This window comes from Nocardioides sp. BE266 (assembly GCF_031457855.1).
Taxonomy (GTDB): domain Bacteria; phylum Actinomycetota; class Actinomycetes; order Propionibacteriales; family Nocardioidaceae; genus Nocardioides.
This window is the reverse complement of sequence record NZ_JAURTI010000006.1, coordinates 234,808-258,072: the sequence shown is the minus strand read 5'-3', so window position 1 is coordinate 258,072 and position 23,265 is coordinate 234,808. Positions and strand designations below refer to the sequence as shown.

General features: G+C 71.8%; 21 protein-coding genes. 3 read left to right on the top strand and 18 right to left on the bottom strand.

Features of this window, described 5'->3' with window-relative positions; all coding sequences use genetic code 11:
- Positions 1–4 precede the first annotated feature (4 nt).
- The 11 genes from folK to dacB all read right to left on the bottom strand — a co-directional run bounded on the left by folK (position 5) and on the right by dacB (position 11,434).
- Positions 5–574 carry a 2-amino-4-hydroxy-6-hydroxymethyldihydropteridine diphosphokinase gene (folK, locus tag J2X46_RS19210; protein ID WP_310253407.1) on the bottom strand — a complete coding sequence of 190 codons (570 nt, stop codon included), beginning with the start codon at positions 572–574 and terminating at the stop codon, positions 5–7.
- Entirely contained in the window at positions 567–941 is a 375-nt protein-coding gene (folB, locus tag J2X46_RS19205; protein WP_310253406.1) for a dihydroneopterin aldolase, read from the bottom strand. Before folB ends, folK begins: the two co-directional genes overlap by 8 nt.
- Entirely contained in the window at positions 938–1,738 is an 801-nt protein-coding gene (gene folP, locus J2X46_RS19200; protein WP_310253504.1) for a dihydropteroate synthase, read from the bottom strand. Before folP ends, folB begins: the two co-directional genes overlap by 4 nt.
- 32 nt (positions 1,739–1,770) lie before the next feature.
- A complete protein-coding gene (gene folE / locus J2X46_RS19195) occupies positions 1,771–2,379 on the bottom strand; it encodes a GTP cyclohydrolase I FolE (protein WP_397215301.1) in 609 nt (202 codons plus the stop codon).
- A gap of 8 nt (positions 2,380–2,387) precedes the next feature.
- Positions 2,388–4,445, bottom strand: a complete 2,058-nt coding sequence (gene ftsH, locus J2X46_RS19190; RefSeq protein ID WP_397215253.1) for an ATP-dependent zinc metalloprotease FtsH — start codon at positions 4,443–4,445, stop codon at positions 2,388–2,390.
- A 102-nt stretch (positions 4,446–4,547) separates the two neighbouring features.
- On the bottom strand, positions 4,548–5,099 hold the full coding sequence (gene hpt, locus J2X46_RS19185; protein ID WP_310253403.1) for a hypoxanthine phosphoribosyltransferase: 552 nt from the start codon (positions 5,097–5,099) through the stop codon (positions 4,548–4,550).
- A gap of 55 nt (positions 5,100–5,154) precedes the next feature.
- Positions 5,155–6,906 carry an ATP-binding protein gene (locus J2X46_RS19180; protein WP_310253401.1) on the bottom strand — a complete coding sequence of 584 codons (1,752 nt, stop codon included), beginning with the start codon at positions 6,904–6,906 and terminating at the stop codon, positions 5,155–5,157.
- Positions 6,907–6,950: 44 nt separating this feature from the next.
- Complete coding sequence (locus tag J2X46_RS19175; RefSeq protein WP_310253400.1) at positions 6,951–7,322, bottom strand: response regulator; 372 nt, start codon at positions 7,320–7,322, stop codon at positions 6,951–6,953.
- Between the two features lie 28 nt (positions 7,323–7,350).
- Positions 7,351–8,334: a tRNA lysidine(34) synthetase TilS gene (gene tilS, locus J2X46_RS19170; RefSeq protein ID WP_310253398.1), complete on the bottom strand. Its 984-nt coding sequence runs from the start codon at positions 8,332–8,334 to the stop codon at positions 7,351–7,353.
- Entirely contained in the window at positions 8,331–9,344 is a 1,014-nt protein-coding gene (locus tag J2X46_RS19165; RefSeq protein ID WP_310253396.1) for a zinc-dependent metalloprotease, read from the bottom strand. The genes tilS and J2X46_RS19165 overlap by 4 nt, the downstream gene beginning before the upstream one ends.
- A gap of 602 nt (positions 9,345–9,946) precedes the next feature.
- The gene (dacB, locus tag J2X46_RS19160) at positions 9,947–11,434 is read right to left on the bottom strand and encodes a D-alanyl-D-alanine carboxypeptidase/D-alanyl-D-alanine-endopeptidase (protein ID WP_310253394.1); all 1,488 of its coding nucleotides are present in this window, start codon (positions 11,432–11,434) and stop codon (positions 9,947–9,949) included.
- Positions 11,435–11,549: 115 nt separating this feature from the next.
- On the opposite strand from dacB, the gene J2X46_RS19155 reads away from it, so the two are divergent.
- Complete coding sequence (locus tag J2X46_RS19155; RefSeq protein ID WP_310253500.1) at positions 11,550–12,086, top strand: inorganic diphosphatase; 537 nt, start codon at positions 11,550–11,552, stop codon at positions 12,084–12,086.
- A gap of 102 nt (positions 12,087–12,188) precedes the next feature.
- On the opposite strand, the gene lon is transcribed toward J2X46_RS19155, so the two are convergent.
- The 6 genes from lon to J2X46_RS19125 form a co-directional block, all read right to left on the bottom strand.
- Positions 12,189–14,534: an endopeptidase La gene (lon, locus tag J2X46_RS19150; protein ID WP_310253392.1), complete on the bottom strand. Its 2,346-nt coding sequence runs from the start codon at positions 14,532–14,534 to the stop codon at positions 12,189–12,191.
- A 142-nt stretch (positions 14,535–14,676) separates the two neighbouring features.
- The gene (locus J2X46_RS19145) at positions 14,677–15,561 is read right to left on the bottom strand and encodes an RNA polymerase sigma-70 factor (RefSeq protein ID WP_310253390.1); all 885 of its coding nucleotides are present in this window, start codon (positions 15,559–15,561) and stop codon (positions 14,677–14,679) included.
- Positions 15,558–16,139: a carboxymuconolactone decarboxylase family protein gene (locus J2X46_RS19140; protein WP_310253389.1), complete on the bottom strand. Its 582-nt coding sequence runs from the start codon at positions 16,137–16,139 to the stop codon at positions 15,558–15,560. The genes J2X46_RS19145 and J2X46_RS19140 overlap by 4 nt, the downstream gene beginning before the upstream one ends.
- A 66-nt stretch (positions 16,140–16,205) precedes the next feature.
- Entirely contained in the window at positions 16,206–16,892 is a 687-nt protein-coding gene (locus J2X46_RS19135) for a class I SAM-dependent methyltransferase (RefSeq protein ID WP_310253388.1), read from the bottom strand.
- Position 16,893: 1 nt separating this feature from the next.
- Positions 16,894–17,484 (bottom strand): hypothetical protein, encoded by a 591-nt coding sequence (locus tag J2X46_RS19130; RefSeq protein ID WP_310253387.1) that lies wholly within the window; start codon positions 17,482–17,484, stop codon positions 16,894–16,896.
- A 1-nt stretch (position 17,485) separates the two neighbouring features.
- Positions 17,486–19,543, bottom strand: a complete 2,058-nt coding sequence (locus J2X46_RS19125; RefSeq protein WP_310253385.1) for an acyl-CoA dehydrogenase — start codon at positions 19,541–19,543, stop codon at positions 17,486–17,488.
- Positions 19,544–19,579: 36 nt separating this feature from the next.
- Here J2X46_RS19125 and J2X46_RS19120 point away from each other — a divergent pair, with 36 nt between their 5' ends.
- The gene (locus J2X46_RS19120; RefSeq protein ID WP_310253383.1) at positions 19,580–20,458 is read left to right on the top strand and encodes a sulfotransferase domain-containing protein; all 879 of its coding nucleotides are present in this window, start codon (positions 19,580–19,582) and stop codon (positions 20,456–20,458) included.
- Between the two features lie 23 nt (positions 20,459–20,481).
- On the opposite strand, the gene J2X46_RS19115 is transcribed toward J2X46_RS19120, so the two are convergent.
- Positions 20,482–21,915, bottom strand: coding sequence for a C40 family peptidase (locus J2X46_RS19115; RefSeq protein ID WP_310253381.1), 1,434 nt, complete (start codon positions 21,913–21,915; stop codon positions 20,482–20,484).
- Between the two features lie 336 nt (positions 21,916–22,251).
- Here J2X46_RS19115 and J2X46_RS19110 point away from each other — a divergent pair, with 336 nt between their 5' ends.
- Positions 22,252–23,214, top strand: coding sequence for a type IV toxin-antitoxin system AbiEi family antitoxin domain-containing protein (locus tag J2X46_RS19110; protein WP_310253379.1), 963 nt, complete (start codon positions 22,252–22,254; stop codon positions 23,212–23,214).
- Positions 23,215–23,265 lie beyond the last annotated feature (51 nt).

The window sequence follows — 23,265 nt, the reverse complement described above, 5'->3', positions numbered from 1 at the left end:
GTGCTCACTGGACCTCGAGGGAGAGGTCCTCGCGCTTGCGGACACCCGAGGCGTCGGTCGCCTCGAGCAGGTCAGCGATCGGGCCGCGCTCGGGGAAGACGGCGTCGGGCTCGAGGTCGTGCCAGGGCTGCAGCACGAACGCCCGCTCGTGGGCGCGGGGGTGCGGCAGGCGCAGGAAGTCCTCGTTGGAGCGGCGGTCGCCCACCACGATCAGGTCGACATCGAGGGTGCGGGGCGCGTTGCGGATGTCGCTGCGCTCGCGCTCGAAGGCGTCCTCGATGGCGAGGGCGCGCTCCATCAGGCGAGCCGCGGGGAGGGTCGTGTCGGCGAGGACGACCGCGTTGAGGAACGGGCCGGCCTCCTCAGGGGAGTCGACCGGGTCGGTCTCGTAGACCGGGGAGATCCCGGTGACGAAGAAGTCCGGGGTGTCGGCCAGGGCCTCGACCGCCCCCTGCAGCGCGGCGAGCCGCTCGCCGAGGTTGCTCCCCAGCGCGACCACCACCCGGCGGATCGGGTGCATCTCCCCGGTGAGGGAGTCGGCGTCCACGATGTTGGGGTTGGGGGTCTCAGTCATGAGCGTTGCCTCGCGTTCTGGTGATCGTCAGCGCGACGTCCGAGTACGTCGCGTCGATGGGCGCATCAGGTTTGTGGAGCGTGACTCGCGCCCATTCAACACGACGGTCCAACAGGCACACATCGGCGATGCGTTGAGCGACGGTTTCTATCAGGTCGACCGGGTCGCGCTCCACGGCGGCCTTCACGTCGGTGGTCAGCGAGCCGTAGTTCACGGTGTCCTCGAGGTCGTCCGACGCGGCCGCCGGACGGGTGTCGATGCCGAGCACGAGGTCGACCACGAACACCTGTCCCTCGCGCTTCTCGAAGTCGAAGACGCCGTGGTGCGCGAAGCACTCGATGCCGCTGACGGCGAGCTCGTCGCTCATGCAGGTCCCTTCATGGCGGCGGCGACGGCGAGCGCGTCCCGCGTGGCGCGTACGTCGTGCACGCGCAGGATGTCGACCCCGCGGTCGGCGAGCAGGGCGACCAGCGCCGCGTGCGCGTGCTCGCGCTCACCGACCGGCCGCGGGACGCCGTCGTGGCGCAGCAGGGTGCCGAGGAACGACTTGCGGCTGGCGCCGACGAGCAGCGGGCAGCCGAGCCCGGCCAGCACGTCGAGCTGCTGCAGGAGCTCCCAGTTGTGGTGGGGCTCCTTGGCGAAGCCCAGCCCGGGATCGAGGACGATCCGCGCTCGCGGGATGCCGGCGGCCTCGGCGGCCTCGAGGCGCTCGCCGAGCTCACGTCGTACGGTCTCGACGACGCCGTCCGGTGAGTAGTCGGTGAAGTCGCGCATGCGGTCGGCATGGGCGCGCCAGTGCATCGCGACGTAGGCCGCCTCGCTGCCGGCGACCACGTCGAGGATCCGGGGGTCGGCCAGCCCGCCGGAGACGTCGTTGACGATCCGGGCGCCGGCCTCGAGAGCCGCCTCGGCGACCTCGGCCCGCATCGTGTCGACCGACACGAGGGCCCCGCCGGCGGCGAGCTCGCGGATCACCGGCACGACACGGTCGAGCTCCTCGGCGACGAACGGCCGGGTGGCCCCGGGACGGGTCGACTCGCCGCCGATGTCGAGGATGTCGGCACCGGCGTCGAGGAGCTCGCGGCCGTGCTCGACGGCGGACTCGAGGGTGTCGTAGCGGCCGCCGTCGGAGAAGCTGTCGGGGGTGACGTTGACGATCCCCATCACCCGGGGCAGACGGACCTCGGCCGCCCCGGTCACCTGGTTCCCGAGCGGATCAGCGCCATCGCCTCGGCGCGGGTGGCCTGGTTGGTGAGCATGGTGCCGCGCACGGCCGAGGTGATGGTGCGGGCGCCGGCCTTGCGCACGCCGCGCATCGTCATGCAGAGGTGCTCGGCCTCGATCACCACGATCACGCCGCGGGCCTCGAGGATCTCCATCAGCGAGTCGGCGACCTGCGTGGTGAGCCGCTCCTGCACCTGGGGACGCTTGGCGTAGACGTCGACGAGCCGCGCGAGCTTGGACAGCCCGGTGATCTTGCCGGTCTCGGCCGGGATGTAGCCGACGTGCGCGACGCCTGTGAAGGGCACGAGGTGGTGCTCGCACATCGACCACAGCTCGATGTCGCGGACCAGCACCATCTCCTCGTGGCCGAGGTCGAACGTCGTGGTCAGCACGTCGGCGGCGGTCTGGCGCAGGCCCTGCGTCAGCTCGGCGTAGGCCCGCGCGACGCGGGCCGGCGTCTCGAGCAGCCCCTCGCGGTCGGGGTCCTCGCCGATCGCGTGGAGGAGCTCCCGAACCGCTGCCTCCGCCCGCGCCTGGTCGAACGCGGGCACGTCCTCCGGCGCGACCTCCGGCACCGTGATCGGGTCGGTCACGGTGCGCCCGGCGCCGGCGGGGTGGGCGTGTCGGGACCGACCTCGGGCCCGCCGTGGACGTCGCCGCCGGCGCCCGGGGGCGTCAGGACGGCACCGGCCTCCTGCTCCTCGGGCACGGAGTTGGCGTGGGCGCGGTCGCGGATCTCCTGCGGGATGTCGACCGGCGGGATCGTCGAGGGCACCCGCTCCGGGGAGCCGGTCCACGCCGGTCGCGCGGGGCGCTTGGTGAGCGGCTCGAAGATCTCGGCGATCTCACCTTTGTCGAGCGTCTCCTTGTCGAGGAGGGCCAGCACCAGGGCGTCGAGGACGTCGCGGTTCTCCTCCAGGATCTCGAAGGCCTCCTGGTGGGCGTGACCCAGCAGCGCCTTGACCTCGTCGTCGACCTTGGCAGCGGTCTCCTCGGAGTAGTTGCGCGTGTGGCCCATGTCGCGGCCCAGGAACGGCTCGGAGTTGCTGTCGCCGAGCTTGACCGCGCCGAGGCGCTCGGTCATGCCGTACTGGGTCACCATCGCCCGTGCCAGGCCGGTGGCCTTCTCGATGTCGTTGCCGGCACCGGAGGTGACGTCGTGGAAGATCAGCGCCTCCGCGGCCATGCCGCCCAGCATGTAGGCGAGGGAGTCGAGCATCTCGCTGCGCGTCTGGGAGTACTTGTCGCGGTCGGGCAGCACCATCGTGTAGCCCAGCGCCCGGCCGCGCGGCAGGATCGTCACCTTGTGCACCGGGTCGGTGCCGGGCAGCGCCGCGGCGACGAGGGCGTGGCCGCCCTCGTGGTAGGCGGTGATGAGCTTCTCGCGCTCGCTCATCAGGCGAGTACGACGCTGGGGGCCGGCGATGACACGGTCGATCGCCTCGTCGAGGGCCTCGTTGTTGATCAGCTTGGCGTTGCCGCGCGCGGTGAGCAGCGCGGCCTCGTTGAGCACGTTGGCCAGGTCGGCGCCGGTGAAGCCGGGCGTGCGGCGCGCGATGCTCAGCAGGTCGATGTCGGGCGCGATCGGCTTGCCGCGCGAGTGGACCTTGAGGATCTGGTGGCGACCGTTGAGGTCGGGGGCGTCGACCTGCACCTGGCGGTCGAAGCGGCCCGGGCGCAGCAGCGCCGGGTCGAGCACGTCGGGCCGGTTGGTGGCCGCGATCAGGATGACCCCGCCACGGACGTCGAAGCCGTCCATCTCGACGAGCAGCTGGTTGAGCGTCTGCTCGCGCTCGTCGTGGCCGCCGCCCATGCCGGCGCCACGGTGGCGGCCGACGGCATCGATCTCGTCGATGAACACGATGGCGGGCGGGTTCTCCTTGGCCTGCTCGAACAGGTCGCGCACGCGGCTGGCGCCGACGCCGACGAACATCTCGACGAAGTCGGAGCCGGAGATCGAGTAGAACGGCACGCCCGCCTCACCCGCGACGGCGCGGGCGAGCAGGGTCTTGCCCGTGCCGGGCGGGCCGTAGAGCAGCACGCCCTTGGGGATCTTCGCGCCGACGGCCTGGAACTTGGCCGGGTCGGTGAGGAACTCCTTGATCTCGCCGAGCTCCTCGATCGCCTCCTCGCAGCCGGCGACGTCGCTGAACGTCGTCTTCGGCATGTCCTTGGTGATCAGCTTGGCCTTGGACTTGGCGAACTGCATGACGCCGCGGCCGCCACCGCCCTGGGCCTGGTTCATCAAGAAGATGAAGAGCAGGATGATCAGCGCGAAGGGCAGCAGCGTGGCGAGCAGCGAGCCGAGGAAGCTCGGCTGCGGCACCGTCGAGTTGTACGAGTCGAGCGTGCCGGCGGCCTTCTGCTCCTTGACCGACGCGAGGAGCTCCTGCTGCTGGCCGTCGACGTACTGGGCCACGACCTTGTCGCCGGCGTCGCGGGTGCCCGAGTCGAGCGTCGCCTGGATCTCGAAGTCGGCGCCGTTGAACTCGATCTCCTTGACCTTGCCGTCATCGATGTAGCTCTGCAGGGTCGAGGTGTCGACCTCGTCGTAGCCGTCGTTGGGCACGAGGAACTGGATGGCCAGCATGACCGCGAGGGCGGACAGGGCGATCCAGAGCCAGGGACCCTTGAATATGCGCTTCACAGGCAACTTTCACCGGTTCGGAGGTGGGATCGCGACGGTACACGTCGCTCGGACGTCCATTCTTTCAGGCGGGGTGAAGCGTGGCGACCGCTCACGGCCCGATCACGAGTAGACGTGGGGCGCGAGCGTGCCGATGTCGCGGAGGTTGCGGTAGCGCTCGCGGTAGTCCAGGCCGTAGCCGACGACGAACTCGTTGGGGATGTCCCAGCCGACGTACTTGGGCTCCACGGGCATCGACAGCGCCTCCGGCTTGCGCAGCAGCGTGGCGATCTCGACGCTGGCCGGGCTGCGGCTGGAGAGGTTGTTGACCAGCCAGCTCAGGGTCAGCCCGGTGTCGATGATCTCGTCGACGATGAGCACGTCGCGGCCGCTGATGTCGGTGTCGAGGTCCTTGAGGATCCGCACCACGCCGCTGGACTTGGTGCCGGAGCCGTAGGAGCTGACCGCCATCCAGTCCATCTCCAGGTGGCGCGGCATCGCCCGCGCGAGGTCGGCCATCACCATGACCGCGCCGCGCAGCACGCCGACGACGAGCAGGTCCCGGCCCTCGTAGTCCTCGGTGATCTGGTTGGCCATCTCGGCCAGCCGCTGCTGGATCTGGGCCTCGGTGAAGAGGACGTTGACCAGGTCGTGCTCCACGTGGGACGAGTCCATGGGCTGCAGCCTAGGGCGCGAGGTCGCCGGTGGTCAGCCCGAGGTCAGCCCGAGGTCAGCCCGAGGTGGTCGCGGTGCGCCGCGCCCCGTCGTCGTACGACGTCAGGGGGGCGTCGTCGGGCGGCCCGTCGGGCGCGACCGGGTCGGCTGACGGCAGCGGCACGCGGGCCACGAAGACCGTGCCCACGCCCTCGGTGCTCGTCACGTCGAGCGTCCCGCCCATCGCGGTGGCCAGCTGCGTGCAGATCGCCAGGCCGAGGCCAGCGCCGCCGTAGCGCCGGGTCGAGGACCCGTCGACCTGCTTGAACGACTCGAAGACGGACGCGAGGTGCGCTTCGGGGATGCCGATGCCGGTGTCGGAGACGGCGAGCTCGATGCGTCCGTCGCCGCTGGGAGCCGGACGCACGTCGAGGCGCACGTGGCCGCTGTGCGTGAACTTCACCGCGTTGTCGAGCAGGTTGCCGATCACCTGGGCGAGGCGGTCGGGGTCTCCGACGATCCGCTGGGGCAGGTCGGGGTCGAGGAACGACTCGTAGGCAATGCCTGCGGCCTCGGCGCGCGGCCGGCAGACCTCGGCCAGGCGGGCCACGAGCTCCGGCAGTTCGAACGGCACCCGGGCGACCTCGACCTCACCGGCCTCGATGCGGGAGAAGTCGAGGACGTCGTCCACGAGCGAGCGCAGCGCCTGCCCCGAACGCCGCATCCGGCGCACCAGCTCGAGCTGGAGGTCGTCGAGCTCGGTGTCCTCGAGGATCTCCCCTGCGCCGAGCACCATCGTCAGGGGCGTGCGGATCTCGTGGCTCATCGTCGCCAGGAACATCGACTTGGCGCGGGAGGCCTCCAGCGCCGCATCGCGCGCGGCCTCGAGCTCGTGCACCGCACGCTCCTCCGAGCGCACGAGCCTGGCCATCCGGGCGAACGCGAGCACGGTCAGGACGGTGGCGCCGACCATGAGGGCGAGCGGCCGGTGCGGCTGGCCGCGCAGGTCGGCCAGCAGCTCGAGCGCCGGCGGGACCAGGAGCGGGCCGATGGCGATCACGAGCTGGAACACCGGGTGGCCGTGGCCGGCCGGTGCCGGGGACTCCGCCGGGATCGCGCGGAGGCGCCACACGCTCCGCGCGATGAGGACCGGCGCGACCATCCACGCCACGTTCATCACGACCTCGGTGGTGCTGCCGTAGGGCTGCAGGTAGGCGATGTCGGCGGCCAGCCAGAGGCCGGCACCGACCGCGAACGACGGGTCGAGGCAGCGGCGCGCCGTGCGACTGGTGAGCACCCGCACGACCAGGGCGAGCAGCACGGCGTCGGCGACCGGGTAGGCCGCCCACACCACGCGGACGTGGACCGGGAGCGTCTCGTCGGCCGCGATCGTGTCGATCCCGGCACTCCAGAGCACCAGGAAGCTCACGGCGACGATCGTGATCGCGTCGATGGTGAAGTCGACGTCGTGCCGACCGGCACCGCTGCGGTGGAGCACGACGGAGAGCGCCACGCACAGCACCACGTAGGAGGCGAACCACGGCGGGTCGGCGATCGACACGTCCGTGGCCCGGCCCGTCGCGTCGAGGAGCTCCCACAGCGAGTCGCCCACGGCGGTGAGGGTGATGCCGGCGGCGATCAGCATGCCGACCAGGCGCTGCTCGGCCGGTGCGCGCAGCGCTCCCACCCACGCCGCGGCCCCCGCGACGGCGATCATGCCGACGTAGAGCACGCGGTCCAGGACGACGTCGTCGGAGACGGCGTACAGCAGCACCGCCGCGACCACCAGCGTTGCGACGGCGACGTCGATCCCCCGACGCACTGCCATGGAGCGACGATACGTCCGTCGACCGGGTCCGGCACCCGATTCGGTCAGGCCGCCGGATCGACCAGGGTCGCCACCTTGCCGACGAGCTCCTTGATGGTGAATGGCTTGGACATGTAGTCCGTCGCGCCGGCCTCGAAGGCGCGGTCGCGGGTGGCCGCGTCGGCGTGGGCGGTGAGCATCAGGATGGGCAGCTCGCCCAGGCCGGGAGCGGCGCGGAGCTGCGCACACAGGTCGCCGCCGTCCAGCTTCGGCATGCTCCAGTCGAGGACGGCGAGGGCAAAGTCGCCGTCCGTGGCGACGTCGACGGCGGCGAGCGGGTCGGCCACCTCGACCACGTCGTGCCCGGCGCGGCGGAGCACGAACACGATCAGGTCGCGCATGTCGTGGTCGTCATCGACCACCAGCACCTTCGCCATCACTCCCCCTGCATCCGAGGACGCGACCCTATCCGTCGCCCGGGAGCTCGATCGCCAGAAGTCCACCGCGGCGGACGGCTCGGCGGGACCCGGGCAGGTCGATCCAGCGCTGGCCGCGCCAGTCGACGAGCAGCCGGTCGACCTCGAGCACGTGCGCGCGGGTGAGCTCGGAGGCGGGCACGCCCGACTCCAGCGCGGCCCGGTGGAGCGCCCGGTGGCGCAGCGACGGTGGCTGCCCGCGCAGGGCCTCGACGTCCAGCCCGCCCTCGCGCCGCGCATCCGCCAGCACGCGGTCGGCCAGGTCGTCGAGGAGCGCGGTGTCGTCACGGAGCTGGTCGGCGGTGCGGGCGAGGGTCGCCGCGATGCCGGGGCCGAGCTCGTCCTCCAGCAGCGGGAGCACCCGCTCGCGCACCCGGACGCGGGTGTAGCCGGGGTCGTGGTTGTGCGGGTCGTCCCACACCTCGAGCCCCTCGACCTGGCAGGCGGTGACGGTGTCGTCACGTCGTACGCCGAGCAGGGGGCGCGCGAAGACCCCGAAGCCCGGCCGCATCCCCTGCAGCGACCGCCCGCCCGAGCCGCGGGCCAGGCCGAGGAGGACGGTCTCGGCCTGGTCGTCGAGCGTGTGGCCGAGCAGCACCGTCGCGGCGCCGAGGTGGGCGGCGACCTCCTCCAGGACGGCGTACCTCGCCTCCCGTGCGGCCGCTTCAGGACCCATCCGGGAGCCGGCGTCGACCTGCACGCGCGCGGTCAGCGTCTCGTCGACCCCCATCGCCGCGAGCTGCGCGACGACGCGGTCGGCCTGGTCGGCGGAGCCGGGCTGGAGCGCGTGGTCGACGGTGACGCCGACCACGCGGAGCCCGAGCTTGTGGCCCTCGAAGACCGCTGCCGAGGCCAGCGCCAGCGAGTCGGCGCCTCCGCTGCAGGCAACCGCGACGACGTCACCGGGAGCGAGCTGGGCGAGCAGCGCCCGGACCGGCACGCGGACCGCGGCGACCGAGGGGTGGAGCGTCACAGCACCCGGGCGATCCAGGTGTCGGGGTCCTCGATCTCGGCCTTGGAGGGCAACGTGTCGGGGCCGGTCCAGATGGAGTTGAAGTCCTCCATCCCGGTCTTGTCGACGACGTGCCGGACGAAGGTGGCGCCGTCGCGGTACTGCGCCATCTTGGCGTCCATCCCGAGCACCCGGCGCAGCAGCTTGTCGAGGGCGCCGACGCCCTGGCGGCGCTGGTTGAACTTCTTGCGGATCCGCTCGACCGACGGGATGACGGTGGGTCCGACGCCGTCCATGACCACGTCGGCGTGGCCCTCCAGCAGGGACATGACGCCGGTGACGCGGTCGAGGATCTCGCGTTGCTCCGGCGAGGAGACGAGGTCGAGGATGCTGCCGCCGCTGCGGATCGACTCGGCGCCGCGACGCAGCCCCTCGAGGACGGCCGTCGGCTCGATGGTGTCGGCGATCGCGTTCATCTGCGAGAGCAGGTGCTCGGCGAGCCACGGGTTGGCCGTGAACTGCACCCGGTGGGTCTCCTCGTGGAGGCACACCCACAACCGGAAGTCGTGCGGGTCGGCGTCGATCTCGCGCTCGACGTGGACGATGTTGGGCGCCACCAGCAGCAGCCGCCCGCGCGGGGCGTGGAACGGGTCGAACTGCCCGAGCACCTTCGACCCGAGGAAGCCGAGCATCAGGCCGACCTCGGCCCCGGTGACCCGCGACCCGATCGCCGCCGAGATGCCCGTCGGCGGGCCCTTCTTCTCGGTGATCTTGTCGACGATCGGTGACAGGACCCTCGCGAAGCCGTCGGCGTTGGCCTGCACCCATCCCGGCCGGTCGACGACGAGCACCGGCGCCGTGCCGGCAGCGGCGTGGAGGCCCGTGTAGTCGCTGACCAGCGGCGTCGACCGGTCGGCCAGCTCGCGCAGCTCGACCACGGCAGCCGACGCCTCCTCAGCGCTGACCTCGGGCCCGGGGCCGGACAGCCGCGACCCCACGGTGACGGCGAAGTCCCAGTCGACGAGGCTCATGTCACGACACTAGCCGGGAGCGCGAAGGCGCACCCCGCGATGAGGTGCCGGATCAGGTGGCTGGCGCGGTCGCGCACATCGATCCTGTGCTTTTTGGCGCCTCCGCTTCGCTTCGGCGCGTGTCCGCGGCGCTTTCGGGGCAGCGCCTTCGTCGTCGTTGCCCGACCCTCCTCCGCAACGCTTCACCCCACGAGCTTCTGACTCCCCCGCTGCGCTCCTCCGTCAGAACCCCGCGGGGACCCCAAGCGCGCTCCAGCTCGACCCCTCCTCCTGCAGGCGCCGCCGCGCCGCGGACGGCACCACCGGACGGGGATCGACGGCCCTGAGCGGGGATTGAATTGATCTCAATTCAATCCGGAAGGGGCCGGGTCGTTCCGCTGGTGAGTGGCCGGTGCTTCGTCGCGGCGCGCCCGGGAGTGCAGGAGGAGGGTTGCGGCCGGAGGAGCGCGCTTGGGGTCCCCGCGGGGTTCTGACGGAGGAGCGCAGCGGGGGAGTCAGAAGCTCGTGGGGTGAAGCGTTGCGGGGGAGGGTGCGGGCGCGACGACGAACGAGCGGGTTACGAGCGCCGCGACACGCGCCGAAGCGAAGCGGAGGCGCCCTGCTCAACCAGCGGCTGGGGTTGAACACCTGCACGCCGCCAGCTCGGCGGCGGCGCGATCGAGGGCTTCCTGGGCGTCGTACCTGTCCGCGTCCTTGACCTTGTCGGCGGCGAGGACGAAGGCCATCGGGAGGCCGTCGCGGCCGACGGCGATGCCCGCGAGGGCGTGGACTCCGGTGAGGGTCCCGGTCTTGGCGCGGACCAGGCCGCGGCCGACGGCGGGGCCCTCGTCGAAGCGGTAGGTGAGCGAGCCGGTGAAGCCGGCGACCGGCATGCCCGTCACCAGGCTGCGGAGGTCGGTGTCGGACCCGGCGGCCTCCTGGAGCAGCGCCAGGACCGCGGACGTGGTGACCCGGTTGCGTCGCGACAGCCCCGAGCCGTCGTACAGCTCGGTGCCGGTCATGTCGATGCCCAGCCCCTGGAGCGTGCTGGTGACGCCCGCGGCGCCGGCCTCGAACGAGCCTGTGTCGGACACCGCGAGGCCGACGTGGTGACCGACGACCTCGGCGCCCTCGTTGTCGCTCACGTCGAGGATCCGCTCGGCGACCTCCGACAGCGGGGCGCTCTCGACGGAGGCCAGCTCCTCCGTCGCAGGAGGTACGACGACCCGCTGCGGCGGACCGGTGACCGTGAGCCCGGCCGAGGCGAGGGCCGCGGCGAAGGCCTGGGCCGCGGCGAGGGACGGGTCGTCGGAGCGCTCCTGGCCGTCGGGGGTGATCCCGCTGTCGACCATCAGCGAGGTGATCGGGCTGACGATGTCGTCCGGGACGTAGTCGCGCCGCCAGGCCGGGTTGTCGGTGGGACCGGTGAACAGGCTGTCGTCGAAGGACACCTTCACGCGGCCCTTGCCGCCGAGCGCCTCGGCGGCCCGGACGGCGAGGGTGGCGACGTCGGCGCGGGCGGGATAGGTGCCGGCGGCCTCGGCGACGGTGAGCGGCTTGCTCGCCAGCAGCGGGTCACCGCCGCCGACGAGCACGACCTCACGAGCCCCCTCGCCGCGCACCACGCGGGTGGTGAAGGTGTGGTCGGGACCGAGGGTGGCGAGGGCCGCGCCGATCGTGAGGAGCTTGGTGGTCGAGGCCGGGACGTAGGTGCCGTCGCCGGACGTCCAGGTCTCCGAGCCGGGCGTCAGCGAGGTGACGGCGCCGACGACGTGGCGGCCGAGGTCGGGGTCGGCCAGGTCCTTGCCGACGGCCCGCGCGACCTTGTCGACGGCGAGGGCGGCCGAGGTGTCGGCCGGCTGCACCTCTGGGGTGGGCGTGCTCCAGGCCGGCAGCTCGAGACCGGCGGGGAGGAGCACCTGCTCGGGCTCCGTGGCGGGGTCGGCGGCCAGCCACGGGAGATAGCGCTGGCCCCACTCGAAGCGGTAGGCGCCGACGCCGGCGCCGAGCAGCGCGAGGACCAGCACCACGGGCAGCCATGCGCCGACGACGCGGAGCACGGGGTGGCGTACCTCACGTCCTCGACGTTTCGACCCTCTCGCTTCGCGCATCGGGGCCATTGTGCGCGACACTGCCCCCAGGACTTCGCGCCGGGCTCCCGGTCGGGCGCAGCGGAACGTGAACTGAAGACGGCCCGATGACGTGCCGAGAGTGGAGGAAGACGTGCTGAGCTTCGACGTGCTGGTGGAGATCCCCAAGGGCGAGCGCAACAAGTACGAGGTCGACCACGAGACCGGGCGGATCCGCCTGGACCGCATGCTCTTCACCTCGACCGCCTACCCGGCCGACTACGGATACATCGAGAACACCCTCGGCCAGGACGGCGACCCGCTCGACGCGCTCGTCATCCTCCAGTCGCCGACCTTCCCGGGCTGCCTCATCGAGTGCCGCGCGATCGGCATGTTCCGCATGACCGACGAGGCCGGCGGCGACGACAAGGTCCTCTGCGTGCCGAGCCACGACCCGCGCCTGGAGCACCTGCGCGACATCAACCACGTCTCCAAGTACGACCGCCTGGAGATCCAGCACTTCTTCGAGGTCTACAAGGACCTCGAGCCCGGCAAGTCCGTCGAAGGCGCCGACTGGGTCGGCCGCACCGAGGCCGAGGCCGAGGTCCGGGCCTCCTTCGAGCGCTTCAAGAACGAGGGCCACGGCAACGACGTCGACAACCTCGCCGACGACAGCCTGGGCGAGGACGCCTGACTTCCGGCTCCCTGCAGCCGCTGTAACGCCGGGTTAGTGCACCTACCCACCCCCTTGCATCAGGGTGGGTAGTGCCACTAACCCGGCGTTACATGTTTCCGATCAGGCGGCGGCAGACGCGGCGGGCGCCACTCCTTCCAGGGCCTCGGCGAGGATCTCCGTGACCCGACCGACCGGGCGCACGTCGAGCTCGCTGAGCAGCTCGGCAGGTACGTCGTCGAGGTCGGGGCGGTTGCGCTCGGGGATGAACACCGTCGACAGCCCGGCGCGCTGGGCGGCCAGCAGCTTCTGCTTGAGGCCGCCGATCGGCAGCACCCGGCCCGCGAGCGAGACCTCGCCGGTCATGCCGACGTCGGAGCGCACAGGACGCCCGGTCAGCAGCGAGACCAGCGCGGTCACCATCGTCACGCCCGCGGACGGGCCGTCCTTGGGGACGGCGCCGGCCGGGAAGTGCACGTGGATCGACCGCTCGAAGGCGGCCGGGTCGATGCCGAGCTCGCCCGCGTGCGCACGTACCCAGGACAGCGCGATCGAGGCCGACTCCTTCATCACGTCGCCGAGCTGGCCAGTGACGGTCAGCCCCGCGGTGCCCTCGGCCACGGAGGTCTCGACGTAGAGCACGTCACCGCCGAGGCCGGTCACGGCCAGGCCGGTGGCGACACCCGGCACGTCGGTGCGCTCGTGGCTGTCGGGCGTGAAGCGCGGGCGGCCGATCAGGTCGACGAGGCCGTCGCGGTCCACCTCGATCCGCTCCACGTCACCCGTCGCGAGCTTCGTCGCCGCCTTGCGGAAGGCCTTGGCCAGCAACCGCTCCATCTGTCGTACGCCGGCCTCGCGGGTGTAGTTGGCCGCGATCTCGCCGAGCGCGTCGTCGGAGATCGTGACCTCCTCCGGCGTCAGGGCAGCCCGCTCCAGCTGCCGCGGGACCAGGAAGTCGCGGGCGATGGCGACCTTGTCGTCCTCGGTGTAGCCGTCGATGGTGACGAGCTCCATGCGGTCGAGCAGGGCCGACGGGATCTGCTCGACGACGTTGGCCGTCGCGATGAACAGCACGTCGGACAGGTCGAGGTCGAGCTCGAGGTAGTGGTCGCGGAAGGTGTGGTTCTGTGCCGGGTCGAGCACCTCGAGCAGGGCCGCGGCCGGGTCGCCGCGGTAGTCGGCACCGACCTTGTCGACCTCGTCGAGCAGGACGACCGGGTTCATCGAGCCGGCCTCCTTGATGGCGCGCACGGTGCGGCCCGGGAGGGCACCGACGTACGTCCTGCGGTGGCCGCGGACCTCGGCCTCGTCGCGCACGCCACCGAGGGCGACGCGGACGAACTTGCGGCCCAGCGTGCGGGCGACGGACTCGCCCAGCGAGGTCTTGCCGACGCCGGGAGGGCCGGCGAGCAGGATCACCGCACCGGAGCCGCGGCCGCCGATCACCTCGAGGCCACGCTCGGCCCGGCGGGCCCGGACGGCGAGGTACTCGGTGATGCGGTCCTTGACCTCGTCGAGGCCGTGGTGGTCGGCGTCGAGCACCGCGCGGGCGGCGGCGACGTCGTTGGTGTCGTGGGTGCGGACGTTCCACGGCAGCTCGAGGACGGTGTCGAGCCAGGTGCGGATCCAGCCGGCCTCCGGGTTCTGCTCGCTGGAGCGCTCGAGCTTGTCGACCTCGCGCAGCGCGGCCTCACGGACCGCCTCGGGCAGGTCGGCGGCCTCGACGCGGGCGCGGTAGTCGTCCGAGCCGTCGGGCTCGCCCTCGCCGAGCTCCTTGCGGATCGCGGCGAGCTGCTGGCGCAGCACGAACTCGCGCTGGGTCTTCTCCAGGCCCTCGCGCACGTCGGTGCTGATCTTGTCGGTGACCTCGTCCTCGGTGTCGTACGACCGCGTCCACTCGACGAGCAGCCGCAGCCGGTCGCCGACGTCGGGCGTCTCGAGCACCTGGCGCTTCTGGTCGTCGCTGAGGTACGGCGCGTACCCGGACATGTCGGCGAGCGCGTCGGGGTCGGTGATGCGACGGACGTTGTCGATGACCTGCCACGCCTCGCGGCGCTCGAGGATCGAGATCACGACCGCGCGGTAGTCCTCGGCGAGGGCACGCAGCTCGTCGGTGACGGGTGTCTCGGGTACGGCCTCGGCCTCGACCCAGAGGGCGGCACCGGGGCCGGCGACACCGGCGCCGATGGCGACGCGGCGCTCGGCCCGGAGGACGGCGGCGGGCTTGCCGCCGGCGAAGCGACCGACGCGGTCGACGACGGCGACGACGCCGTGGGTGGCGTAGCGGTCCTCGAGGCGCGGGGCCACGAGGACGCGGGTGGGCTCGTTGTCGGGGTCTGCATCGTGCGCTAGGCGCGCGGCGTCGATCGCCGCGCGGGCCTGGTCGTCGAGCTCGATGGGCACGACCATGCCGGGGAGCACGACCGTGTCGTGGAGGAACACCACGGGAAGCGACAGGTTGTTCGTCATACCGGCTTCAACGCCCGGGAACCGGAGGCATGTTCCGGTTCGGGGTTCGCCCACCGCGAACGCGCGGCGGCCGGCTGTAACGCCGGGTTGGTGCTTGTAGGGACCCCCGCAGACGATGGGTAGAACAAGCAGCAACCCGGCGTTACATGCGGGCGAGGTCGACGGGGTCGAGCACCCGGCCGAGCTTGTCGGGGTTGCGGACGAGGAACAGCCGGGTGACCACGCCGTCCTCGACGAGCATGGTGCCGACGCCGTCGCGCTGGCCGGCGATGACGAACTGGATCGCGGGCGAGCCGTTGAGCCAGACCGGGACCAGCTCCAGGGCGTCGGGGGTGACCGCGGTGAGGAAACGGAAGACCTTGTCGCGGCCGTAGATCGGGTTGAGCGCGGCCTGGACCTTGCCGCCGCCGTCGGTCATCAGCACCACGTCGGGGGCCAGCACGTCCATCAGCGACTGGAGGTCGCCACCCTCCGTCGCGGCCCGGAACTTCTCGATGACCGCGTCGCGCTCGGCCGCGCTCACCGAGGTCCGCGGGCGGCGCTCGGCCACGTGCCCGCGGGCGCGGCTGGCGATCTGCCGCACCGCCGGCTCGGACTTCTCGACCGCCTCGGCGATCTCGTCGTACGCCATGTCGAAGACCTCGCGCAGGACGAAGACCGCCCGCTCAGTGGGCGGCAGCGTCTCCAGCACCAGCAGCATCGCGGTCGAGACGCTGTCGGCCAGCTCGACGTCGTCGGCGACGTCGGGCGCGGTGAGCACCGGCTCCGGGAGCCAGGTGCCGACGTAGTCCTCGCGGCGGCGCGACACCGTCCGCATCCGGTTCAGCGAGAGGCGGGTGGTCATCCGGACGAGGTACGCACGGGGGTCGCGCACCTCCTCGACCACCACGTCGGCCCACCGCAGCCAGACCTCCTGGATCACGTCCTCGGCGTCGGCGGCGGAGCCGAGCATCTCGTAGGAGACGGTGAAGAGGAGGCTGCGGTGGGCGGCCCAGTGCTCGACCAAGGGCGACTCGCGGTGCGTCACGTCGTGATCGTCCCAGCCTGGGCCAGCGGGAGCTCGCAGACCTCGCTGAAGCCCTGCGAGGCCAGGCCCATCGCGGAGTTGAAGCGCGAGCGCTCGTTCTCGACGGCGACCATCATCGTCAGCTCGACGACGGCTGCGTGGCCGAGCTGCCGGTCGAGGCTGGCGACCATCTCGTCGGTGACCTCGGGCGGGGTCGCGGTCATCGCCTCGGCGTAGGCCATCACCTCGCGCTCGAGGTCGGTGAAGACCTCCGACTCGCGCCAGCGCGGCACCTCGCGGACCTTCGCCTCGTCGAGGCCCTTGGTGTGGGCCATGAAGTAGCCGAAGTCCATGCACCACGAGCAGCCGATCGCGCCGGCGCTCGCCATCTCGGCGTACGTCTTCAGGTGCGGGTCGAGGGCCTTCCACTTCGCGAGCTTCTGCTCGAAGCCGAAGACCGCCTTCATCACGGGCTTGTTGTGCCACAGCACGTAGGCGTTGTCGGGGATCTTGCCCCACATGCGCTGCGCGACGCGGGTCATGAGCGCTCCGTAGGCGCCGTCCAGGGTGGCCTTCGGGATGCGGAACTGGCTGGGCATGTCATCTCCATCTCTCGGTCGGTGACATGGAGACACCGCCCGGCACGGATCTGTGACAAGCCGCCTTCAGACCGGTCGCGCGGTCGCCCGGAAGTAGCCGAGGCCACCGCTCATCTCGAGGCGTACGTCGACCGCGCCCGCCTCCCCCAGCCACTGCACGGCCTCGGCCGAGGAGCACATCGGCCCGAGCACGTGGGCGGCCCGGCCGGCGGCGTGCACGAGCCCGTAGCGCCGCTCGACGCCGTGGAACTCGTCGGCGAAGAGCGCGCTGCCGCTAATCACGCCACCGGGGGCGAGCACGCGGACCATCTCGCCGATCGCCCGGTGCGGGTCGGGGAAGACGTGCAGGCCGGTGAACGAGACGACCAGGTGGAACGTGCCGTCCGCGAAGGGCAGCTCGCCGACGTCGGCGATCGTGGTGGTGACCTGGTCGGCGACGCCCCACCGGCGGGCGGCGTCGACGGACCGCTCGAGCATGCGCGGCGAGATGTCGGCGGCCACGAGGTCGACGTGGCCACCCGGGCGGAGGCCGCGCAGGGCGACTCCGCTGCCGGTGGGCACGTCGAGCACACGAGCACCGTCGGGCAGCTCGCCGATCTCCCGGGTGGCCGCGTAGAGCCGCCCGATGTCGGTGCCGAGACCGAGGCGCCACAGCGGCGCCCCGACGACCGGGTTGTCGACGAGCCGTGGGTAGACCCTCGCCCACAGTGGGTCCTCGCTCCAGGCCCCGACCAGCCGACGCGGGCGGCGCACGTCAGATCCCGGAGAGGAAGGTGTCGACGGCCCGGGCGACCTCGACGTGGACCTCCGCGGTGCGGACCGCGTCGTCGGTGCCCATGGAGTGGTCCGCGTCGGCCACGGCGAGCACGTCGCACCCGTTGTCGGCGAGCTCGTGCGCGACGGCGGGGTCCCAGAGCTCGTCTGCCAGGCCCCCGACGAGGAGCTGCCGCCCGGCGTTGGAGGCGATCGCCTCGGCGACCACCGGGTCGGTGAGGAGCGGGGTGAGCCAGACCGCTTCGAGCCCGCGCTCGGCGGCGTACGACGCTGCGCGGGTGCCGAGCGACTTGGCGACGACCAGCACGTGGTCGCCCCCTCCTCGATGATGCTGCTCCGCGGCGTGGGCGGCGGCCACGTGGCGGCGTACCCACTGCTCGCCGTCCTCGTCGCCCCGGGACTCCGCGTCCCACCACAGCTGCTGGACGGTGAACCCGTGCTGGAGCAACGCCCTGCGCGCGAACTCGAGCAGTGGCGCGCTCGGCGAGTAGGCACGGCCCGGGAGGACCAGCGCCACGCCTCGGCTGTCGCCTGCGGGCTCCCAGCGCGTCGGCAGTCCCCCGAACGTCATGTCACTCGCCCCACGCCAGGAGCTCGGGGCTGCGCAGCATCTCGTCCGGCACCCCGAAGGCGTCGACGAGGTCCACCGCGAGCGGCCGGACCTTGCGGCACAGCGCGTTGACCTCGCGGCTGATCGCCTTGGACCGTGCGCTGGAGAGGCGGCCGTGCTCCATGAACCAGGCGCGATCGGCCTCGATGGTCGACAAGGCGTGCAGGTCGCACAGCAGGTTGAGCGCGACCTTGAGGTCGCCGTCGGGGAGCTCGGCGGTCTTCGCGACGAACGCCTCGAGCACGAGGCGCTCGGTGTGGGCGCGGGCCGCGGCGATGACGTGGTCCTGCACGCGGGAGAAGACGGCGCCGGGGTTGTCGCCCTGGTCGATGCCGCGCTTGAGCCGCCTCGCGACGCCGCCGATCATGTGCTCCTCGCGGAAGCGCAGCATGGCGAGCTGGTAGTTCGGGTCGAGCAGCCCGGCCTCCTGGTCCCACCTGTCCCCGCCGGGCAGCAGGTCGCGGACCGACTGCACGAGCTTGTGCACCGAGGTGCGCTCGACGACCGTCTCGACCGCGAGGCCGGCGACGAACCGGGCCATGCCGAGCTGGTCCATGTCCTCGAACTCGCCGGCGTAGTCGGTGAGCAGGCCCTTGGCCACGAGCTGCAGCAGGACGTGGTTGTCGCCCTCGAAGGTGGTGAAGACGTCGGTGTCGGCCTTGAGCGCGGCGAACCGGTTCTCGCTGAGGTAGCCGGCACCGCCGCACGCCTCGCGGCACTCCTGGATGGTGCGGGTCGCGTGCCACGTGCCGAGCGCCTTGGTGCCGGCGGCCCGCGACTCCAACATCCGGCGGGCGTGCTCGTCGTTGCCCTGCTCGGTCGGGCCCGGGCCGGTGAAGACGTCGTGCAGCTGGCCGGCGACGACCTCCTGCGCGAAGTGCAGCGCGTAGGTCCGCGCGATGAGCGGGAGGAGCCTGCGCTGGTGCATCCCGTAGTCGAGCAGCACCTGCTCCTCGTCGGGGGAGGTCGCCTCGAACTGGCGACGTCGTACGGCATAGCGGGTGGCGATGGTCAGCGCGACCTTGGCCGCGTTGATGCCGGCACCACCGACGCAGACCCGGCCCTGGACGAGGGTGCCGAGCATCGTGAAGAAGCGCTTGTTGGGGTTGTCGATCGGTGAGAGGTAGCGGCCCTCGGGCGTCACCTCGGCGAACTGGTTGAGCAGCGCGGTGCGCGGCACCCGCACGCCGTCGAACCAGATCCGGCCGTTGTCGACGCCGTTGAGGCCCATCTTGGGGCCGTCGTCCTCGATGCGTACGCCGTCGACGACCGCGCCGTCCTCGCGGATCCGTACGACGAAGGCGTGCACGCCGTGCCGCTCCCCCGCCACGTCGAGCTGGGCGAAGACGACGGCCAGCTCGGCGTGGGCCGCGGCGTTGCCGATGTAGTCCTTGCGGCTCGCGTCGTCGGGGGTGGTGATCACGAACTCCTGCGCCTCGACGTCGTACGTCGCCACGGTGCCGAGGGCCTGCACGTTGGACCCGTGGCCGCTCTCGGTCATCGCGAAGCAGCCCATCGTGCGGCCGCTGACGAGGTCGGCGAGGTGGGCGTCGTGGTGGGTCTTCGTGCCGAGCTGGAGGATCGCTCCGCCGAAGAGGCCGAACTGGACGCCGACCTTGACCAGCACCGAGAGGTCGCCGAGGGCGAGGGTCTCGAAGGCCGCGATGGACGCGCCGATGTCGCCGCCACCGCCGTACTCGGTCGGGAAGCCCATGCCCGTCTGGCCGGTCTCGGCCATCATCACGACGACCTCCTTGACCCGCTCGCGGAAGTCCGCGCGGGTCATCTCCTCCTCGTCGAGGAGGATCTGCGCGTGCTCGGCGAGGTTGGCACGCACCAGGTCGCGGACCTCGCGGTAGCGGCCGTCGAGGAGGGTGCGGAGCGCGTCGACGTCGACCTCGGGCTGGCGGTAGCCGGGGTCGGCGGCGTGGACGGCTGCGTCGTCCCCCGCGACGGTCGGGGTCTCGGGCTCCACGGTGGGCATCTCGTCCGCGACGGGCGGGACCTGCTCGGTGGCCATGGCTCACAAAGTAGTCCGGCAGGTAGGTTCACCGCGATGAACGTGTCAGATGCCACGCCTCCAGGCCCTCTGGGGGTGATGGCCTACAACTACGCCGTGGTCGGCGTGCAGAAGGGCGGCACGTCCACCCTCGCGGTGACGCTCAACCAGCACCGGTTGATCTGCCAGCCGCCCGACAAGGAGCGCCACTACTTCGACGACGAGACCGTCGACTGGTCGGCGCCCGACTACGCGCGTGACTACTCCGCGCCCCGTCGCGCCCCGATCCACCGGCTGGTCGGCGACGCCTCGCCGACCTACCTCTACTGGCCGCACGCGCTCGAGCGGATGCGGGCGTACGACGCCTCGATGCCGCTCGTCGCGGTGTTCCGCGATCCGCTCGAGCGGCTCTTCTCCCACTGGGTGATGCTCCGCTCGCGCAACCTCGCTTGGCCCGACTGGCCCGACTTCCTCACCGAGTGGCCGCACACCTCGCTGCCCGACGAGGTGCCCGATCCCGCTGAGGTGCGCACGATGCGGTGGCGGCACATGACGGGGATTGCCCGCGGGTTCTACGGCGAGCAGCTGCAGCGCGGCTTCGAGCTGTTCCCGCGCCACCAGTGGCTGTTGCTCGAGCTGCGCTCGATGCTGGGCGACTTCGAGGAGACCGTGCACCGCACGACCGACTTCCTCGAGCTGCCGCGGTTCGACCGGGTGCCGCCGTTGAAGAACTGGCACGCCGGCGCGGACGTCGTACCCGGCACGGCGCCGACGGCCGACGACGTGTCGCGCCTGGCCGAGGTCTACGCCAAGGACCTCGCGGTCTTCGAGGAGCTCTCCGGCATCGACACGTCGGCCTGGCCGACGCGTCTCGTCCTCGACGGCGGGATGGACCCCGGCGAGCTGGCGGCCCGCTTCGCGCGCAAGGTGCGCTGAGGGCCCGGCCCGGTCAGGCCCGGTCAGGGGCGGGCGAAGAAGGTGGGTGCCCGCCAGTAGTACATCGACTCCTGGCTGACGTTCCGGCCCGTCCGCGGCGCGTGGATGATCTGGCCGTCGCCGACGTAGATCGCGACGTGGTAGATCGAGCTCGGGCTGCTCGACGAGCCCCAGAAGACCAGGTCGCCGGGCACGAGCTGGCTGGCGGTGATCTTCGTCGACTGGGTGTACTGCGCGACGGAGTAGTGCGGCAGCGTCCTGCCGCCCCGGGCCCAGGCGGCCGAGGTAAGGCCCGAGCAGTCCCACGCGTCGGGGCCGGCGGCGCCGTAGCGGTAGGGCTTGCCGAGCTGGCCCTGCGCGAACGCGATGGCGGCCGAGGCGTCGCCGGTCGGTGCCGGCGGCGGCGTGGGGACCGGGGTCGGGGTGAGTGTCGGGGTGGGTGTCGGGGTAGGTGTCGGCGTGGGCGTCGGGGTCTCGGTCGGGGTGGGGGTGGCGGTCGGCGTCTCGGTCGGCGTCGGCTTGCTGGTCGGCGTCGGCTTCGTCGGGGTCGGGGTCGGCGTGGCCTGCGCCTCCGCCTCCGCCTCCGCCTGCGCCTCGGCTTCCGCCTGGGCCTGCGCCTCCGCCTGGGCCTGCGCCTGGGCGGCGGCCGCGGCAGCCTCGGCGGCGGCCTGCTCCAGCGCGCGCTGGCGCTTCTCGGCCATCCGCACGCTGACGCCCTGGAGGTCCGCGAGCTCGGCGATGAGCTCCGACTTCTTGGCGGCGATGGCCTCAGCCTGCGCCCCGGCGTCGGCCTCGGCGGAGGCCGCGGCGTCGCGTGCCTGCTCGGCGTCGGCCTCCGCAGTGGCCGCCCGCTCGGACGCCTGCGCGGCGGTGGCGGCGGTGACATCTGCGACGGCCGACGCGGCGGTGAAGGCGTCGTACTGGTTGTCGAGGGCGTCGGAGGTGTTGCCCATGGTGACGCTGCGATCGATCATCGACTCGATGCCGTCGGACTCGACCACCGCAGCGAGGCCCTGGACCTCCGAGGCCTCCTCGTAGGACCGGACCACGGTGTCGGCGTAGAGGTCACGCATAGCGTCGACCTCCTCGCGGGCCGCCGTCGCGGCGGCCTCGGCGTCGGTCGCGTCCTGCCGTGCCTGCTCGGCCCGCCACCGGGCGCCGTTGTAGGCCTCGGCGGCCTGCGCGGCGGTGTCGCCGGCGCTCTCGAGGGCGAGGTTGGCGCGGATCAGGTCGGCCTTCACGGCCGCCACGTCACGCCCCTTGTCGGCCGCCTCCTGCTGCGCCGCCGCGATGTCGGCCTCGGACGGTACGTCGGCCCGGCCGGCGCCCTCGTCCGCGAACGCGGCGCCGTGCCCACCCCCCATCGCCAGTCCGGCGACGAGCACGATGGCGCTCGCCCAGCGCGACGTCGTACGACGCGGCGCAGCCGTCGGGTCCTGCGGTGGTGCGAAGGGCACGGGGGTTCCCCTTGGGTCTCGGAGGCCCGTGCGGCTTCCCCACCGCATGGGCAACGCGAGGCACGCTAATCAACTTTCGTCACACAAGGAACACTTTCCCCAACTTTTTCACCTTCACCCGGCGTGTCGGCTTGCAAACTACATGAATGTCATTTCAACCCCCAATCGCAACGGAATCCCCGGATATCCGGGGAACCTCACGCCTTGTAGCGAATACATCCACTACAAAGCGTGAGATCTGGGCGCAAGGCCACGGTCACGTCGTGGCGCGAACGGCTTGTCCACAGGCACAGATCGGGAGGCATGCGCGCGACGTGAGGCGGGGAGATCGTCGACATGGATCCCGACGTTCTCGACCTCAACGGCCTCGTGCGGCTTCGCCGCGAACTGATCGACGACGGCCTGACGGACAACCAGATCGCCCGCCTGGTCAGGTCGAAGGTGCTCCACCGCATCCGGCACGGCGCCTACGTGTCGTACGAGCGTTGGGACTCGTGCACGCCGGAGGAGCAGCACCGACTGTTGTGCCGCGCGGTGCTGGCCACCGCGCACGAATCGACCGTCCTGACCCACGGATCCTCGATCGTGGAGCGCCAGGTGCCGATCTGGGGATTCCCGCTCCAGGTGGCACACACGACTCGCACCATTCCCGAACGCGCAGGCAGACGGATCGCCGACTGGGTCCCGCACCGGGGGATGCTCGAGAGCAGCGACGTCGAGATCGTCAACGGGGTCCCGATCAGCAAGGCTGCGCGCTCCGCCTTCGAGATGACCACGATCGCCGGCGTGGAGGTGGCGCTCGTCGCGACCAACCGCCTGCTCCACGCCAGGGCCATGACGATCGAGGACTTCGCAGCCGAGGTGGAGAGCCACCCGTTGTGGCCGCGAAGCCTGACTGCGGACCTCGTCGTCCGGCTCGCCGACCACCGCCTGGAGTCCGTCGCCGAGGACCGGTTCAGCTACCTGACGTACATCCAGGGGCTGCCGCGACCGGAGCCGCAGTTCGAGGTGTATGACGAGCACGGCGACCTGGTCGCTCGACTGGACTTCGCCTGGCCGGACCTCGGGGTGTTCGTCGAGGTCGACGGACGGGCGAAGTACGAGAAGCACAGGCGCGAGGGCGAGACGCTCGAGGAGTTCCTGATGCGGGAGAAGAAGCGAGAGGAGCTGGTCTGCCAGCTCACCGGGTGGACCTGTATCCGCGTGACGTGGGCCGACCTGGGCCGGCCGGAACTCCTCGCCACGCGCATCCGCAAGGTGATGAGCTCGCGCAAGGGAGCGGCCCGGCTCACCAGCTGAGCACCCGGTTCTCACGCTTTGTAGCGAATGCATTGGCCACGAAGCGTGAGG

Excerpts from the sequence above, each read along its gene's own strand:
- J2X46_RS19180 (WP_310253401.1), bottom strand. The coding sequence starts at position 6,906 with ATGGCAGTGCGTCGGGGGATCGACGTCGCCGTCGCAACGCTGGTGGTC.
- hpt (WP_310253403.1), bottom strand. The coding sequence starts at position 5,099 with ATGGACTCGTCCCACGTGGAGCACGACCTGGTCAACGTCCTCTTCACC.
- folP (WP_310253504.1), bottom strand. The coding sequence starts at position 1,738 with ATGGGGATCGTCAACGTCACCCCCGACAGCTTCTCCGACGGCGGCCGC.
- lon (WP_310253392.1), bottom strand. The coding sequence starts at position 14,534 with ATGACGAACAACCTGTCGCTTCCCGTGGTGTTCCTCCACGACACGGTC.
- J2X46_RS19175 (WP_310253400.1), bottom strand. The coding sequence starts at position 7,322 with ATGGCGAAGGTGCTGGTGGTCGATGACGACCACGACATGCGCGACCTG.
- J2X46_RS19120 (WP_310253383.1), top strand. The coding sequence starts at position 19,580 with ATGAACGTGTCAGATGCCACGCCTCCAGGCCCTCTGGGGGTGATGGCC.
- dacB (WP_310253394.1), bottom strand. The coding sequence starts at position 11,434 with ATGCGCGAAGCGAGAGGGTCGAAACGTCGAGGACGTGAGGTACGCCAC.
- folK (WP_310253407.1), bottom strand. The coding sequence starts at position 574 with ATGACTGAGACCCCCAACCCCAACATCGTGGACGCCGACTCCCTCACC.
- J2X46_RS19110 (WP_310253379.1), top strand. The coding sequence starts at position 22,252 with ATGGATCCCGACGTTCTCGACCTCAACGGCCTCGTGCGGCTTCGCCGC.
- J2X46_RS19165 (WP_310253396.1), bottom strand. The coding sequence starts at position 9,344 with ATGAGCCTCGTCGACTGGGACTTCGCCGTCACCGTGGGGTCGCGGCTG.
- folB (WP_310253406.1), bottom strand. The coding sequence starts at position 941 with ATGAGCGACGAGCTCGCCGTCAGCGGCATCGAGTGCTTCGCGCACCAC.
- J2X46_RS19125 (WP_310253385.1), bottom strand. The coding sequence starts at position 19,543 with ATGGCCACCGAGCAGGTCCCGCCCGTCGCGGACGAGATGCCCACCGTG.
- J2X46_RS19130 (WP_310253387.1), bottom strand. The coding sequence starts at position 17,484 with ATGACGTTCGGGGGACTGCCGACGCGCTGGGAGCCCGCAGGCGACAGC.
- J2X46_RS19140 (WP_310253389.1), bottom strand. The coding sequence starts at position 16,139 with ATGCCCAGCCAGTTCCGCATCCCGAAGGCCACCCTGGACGGCGCCTAC.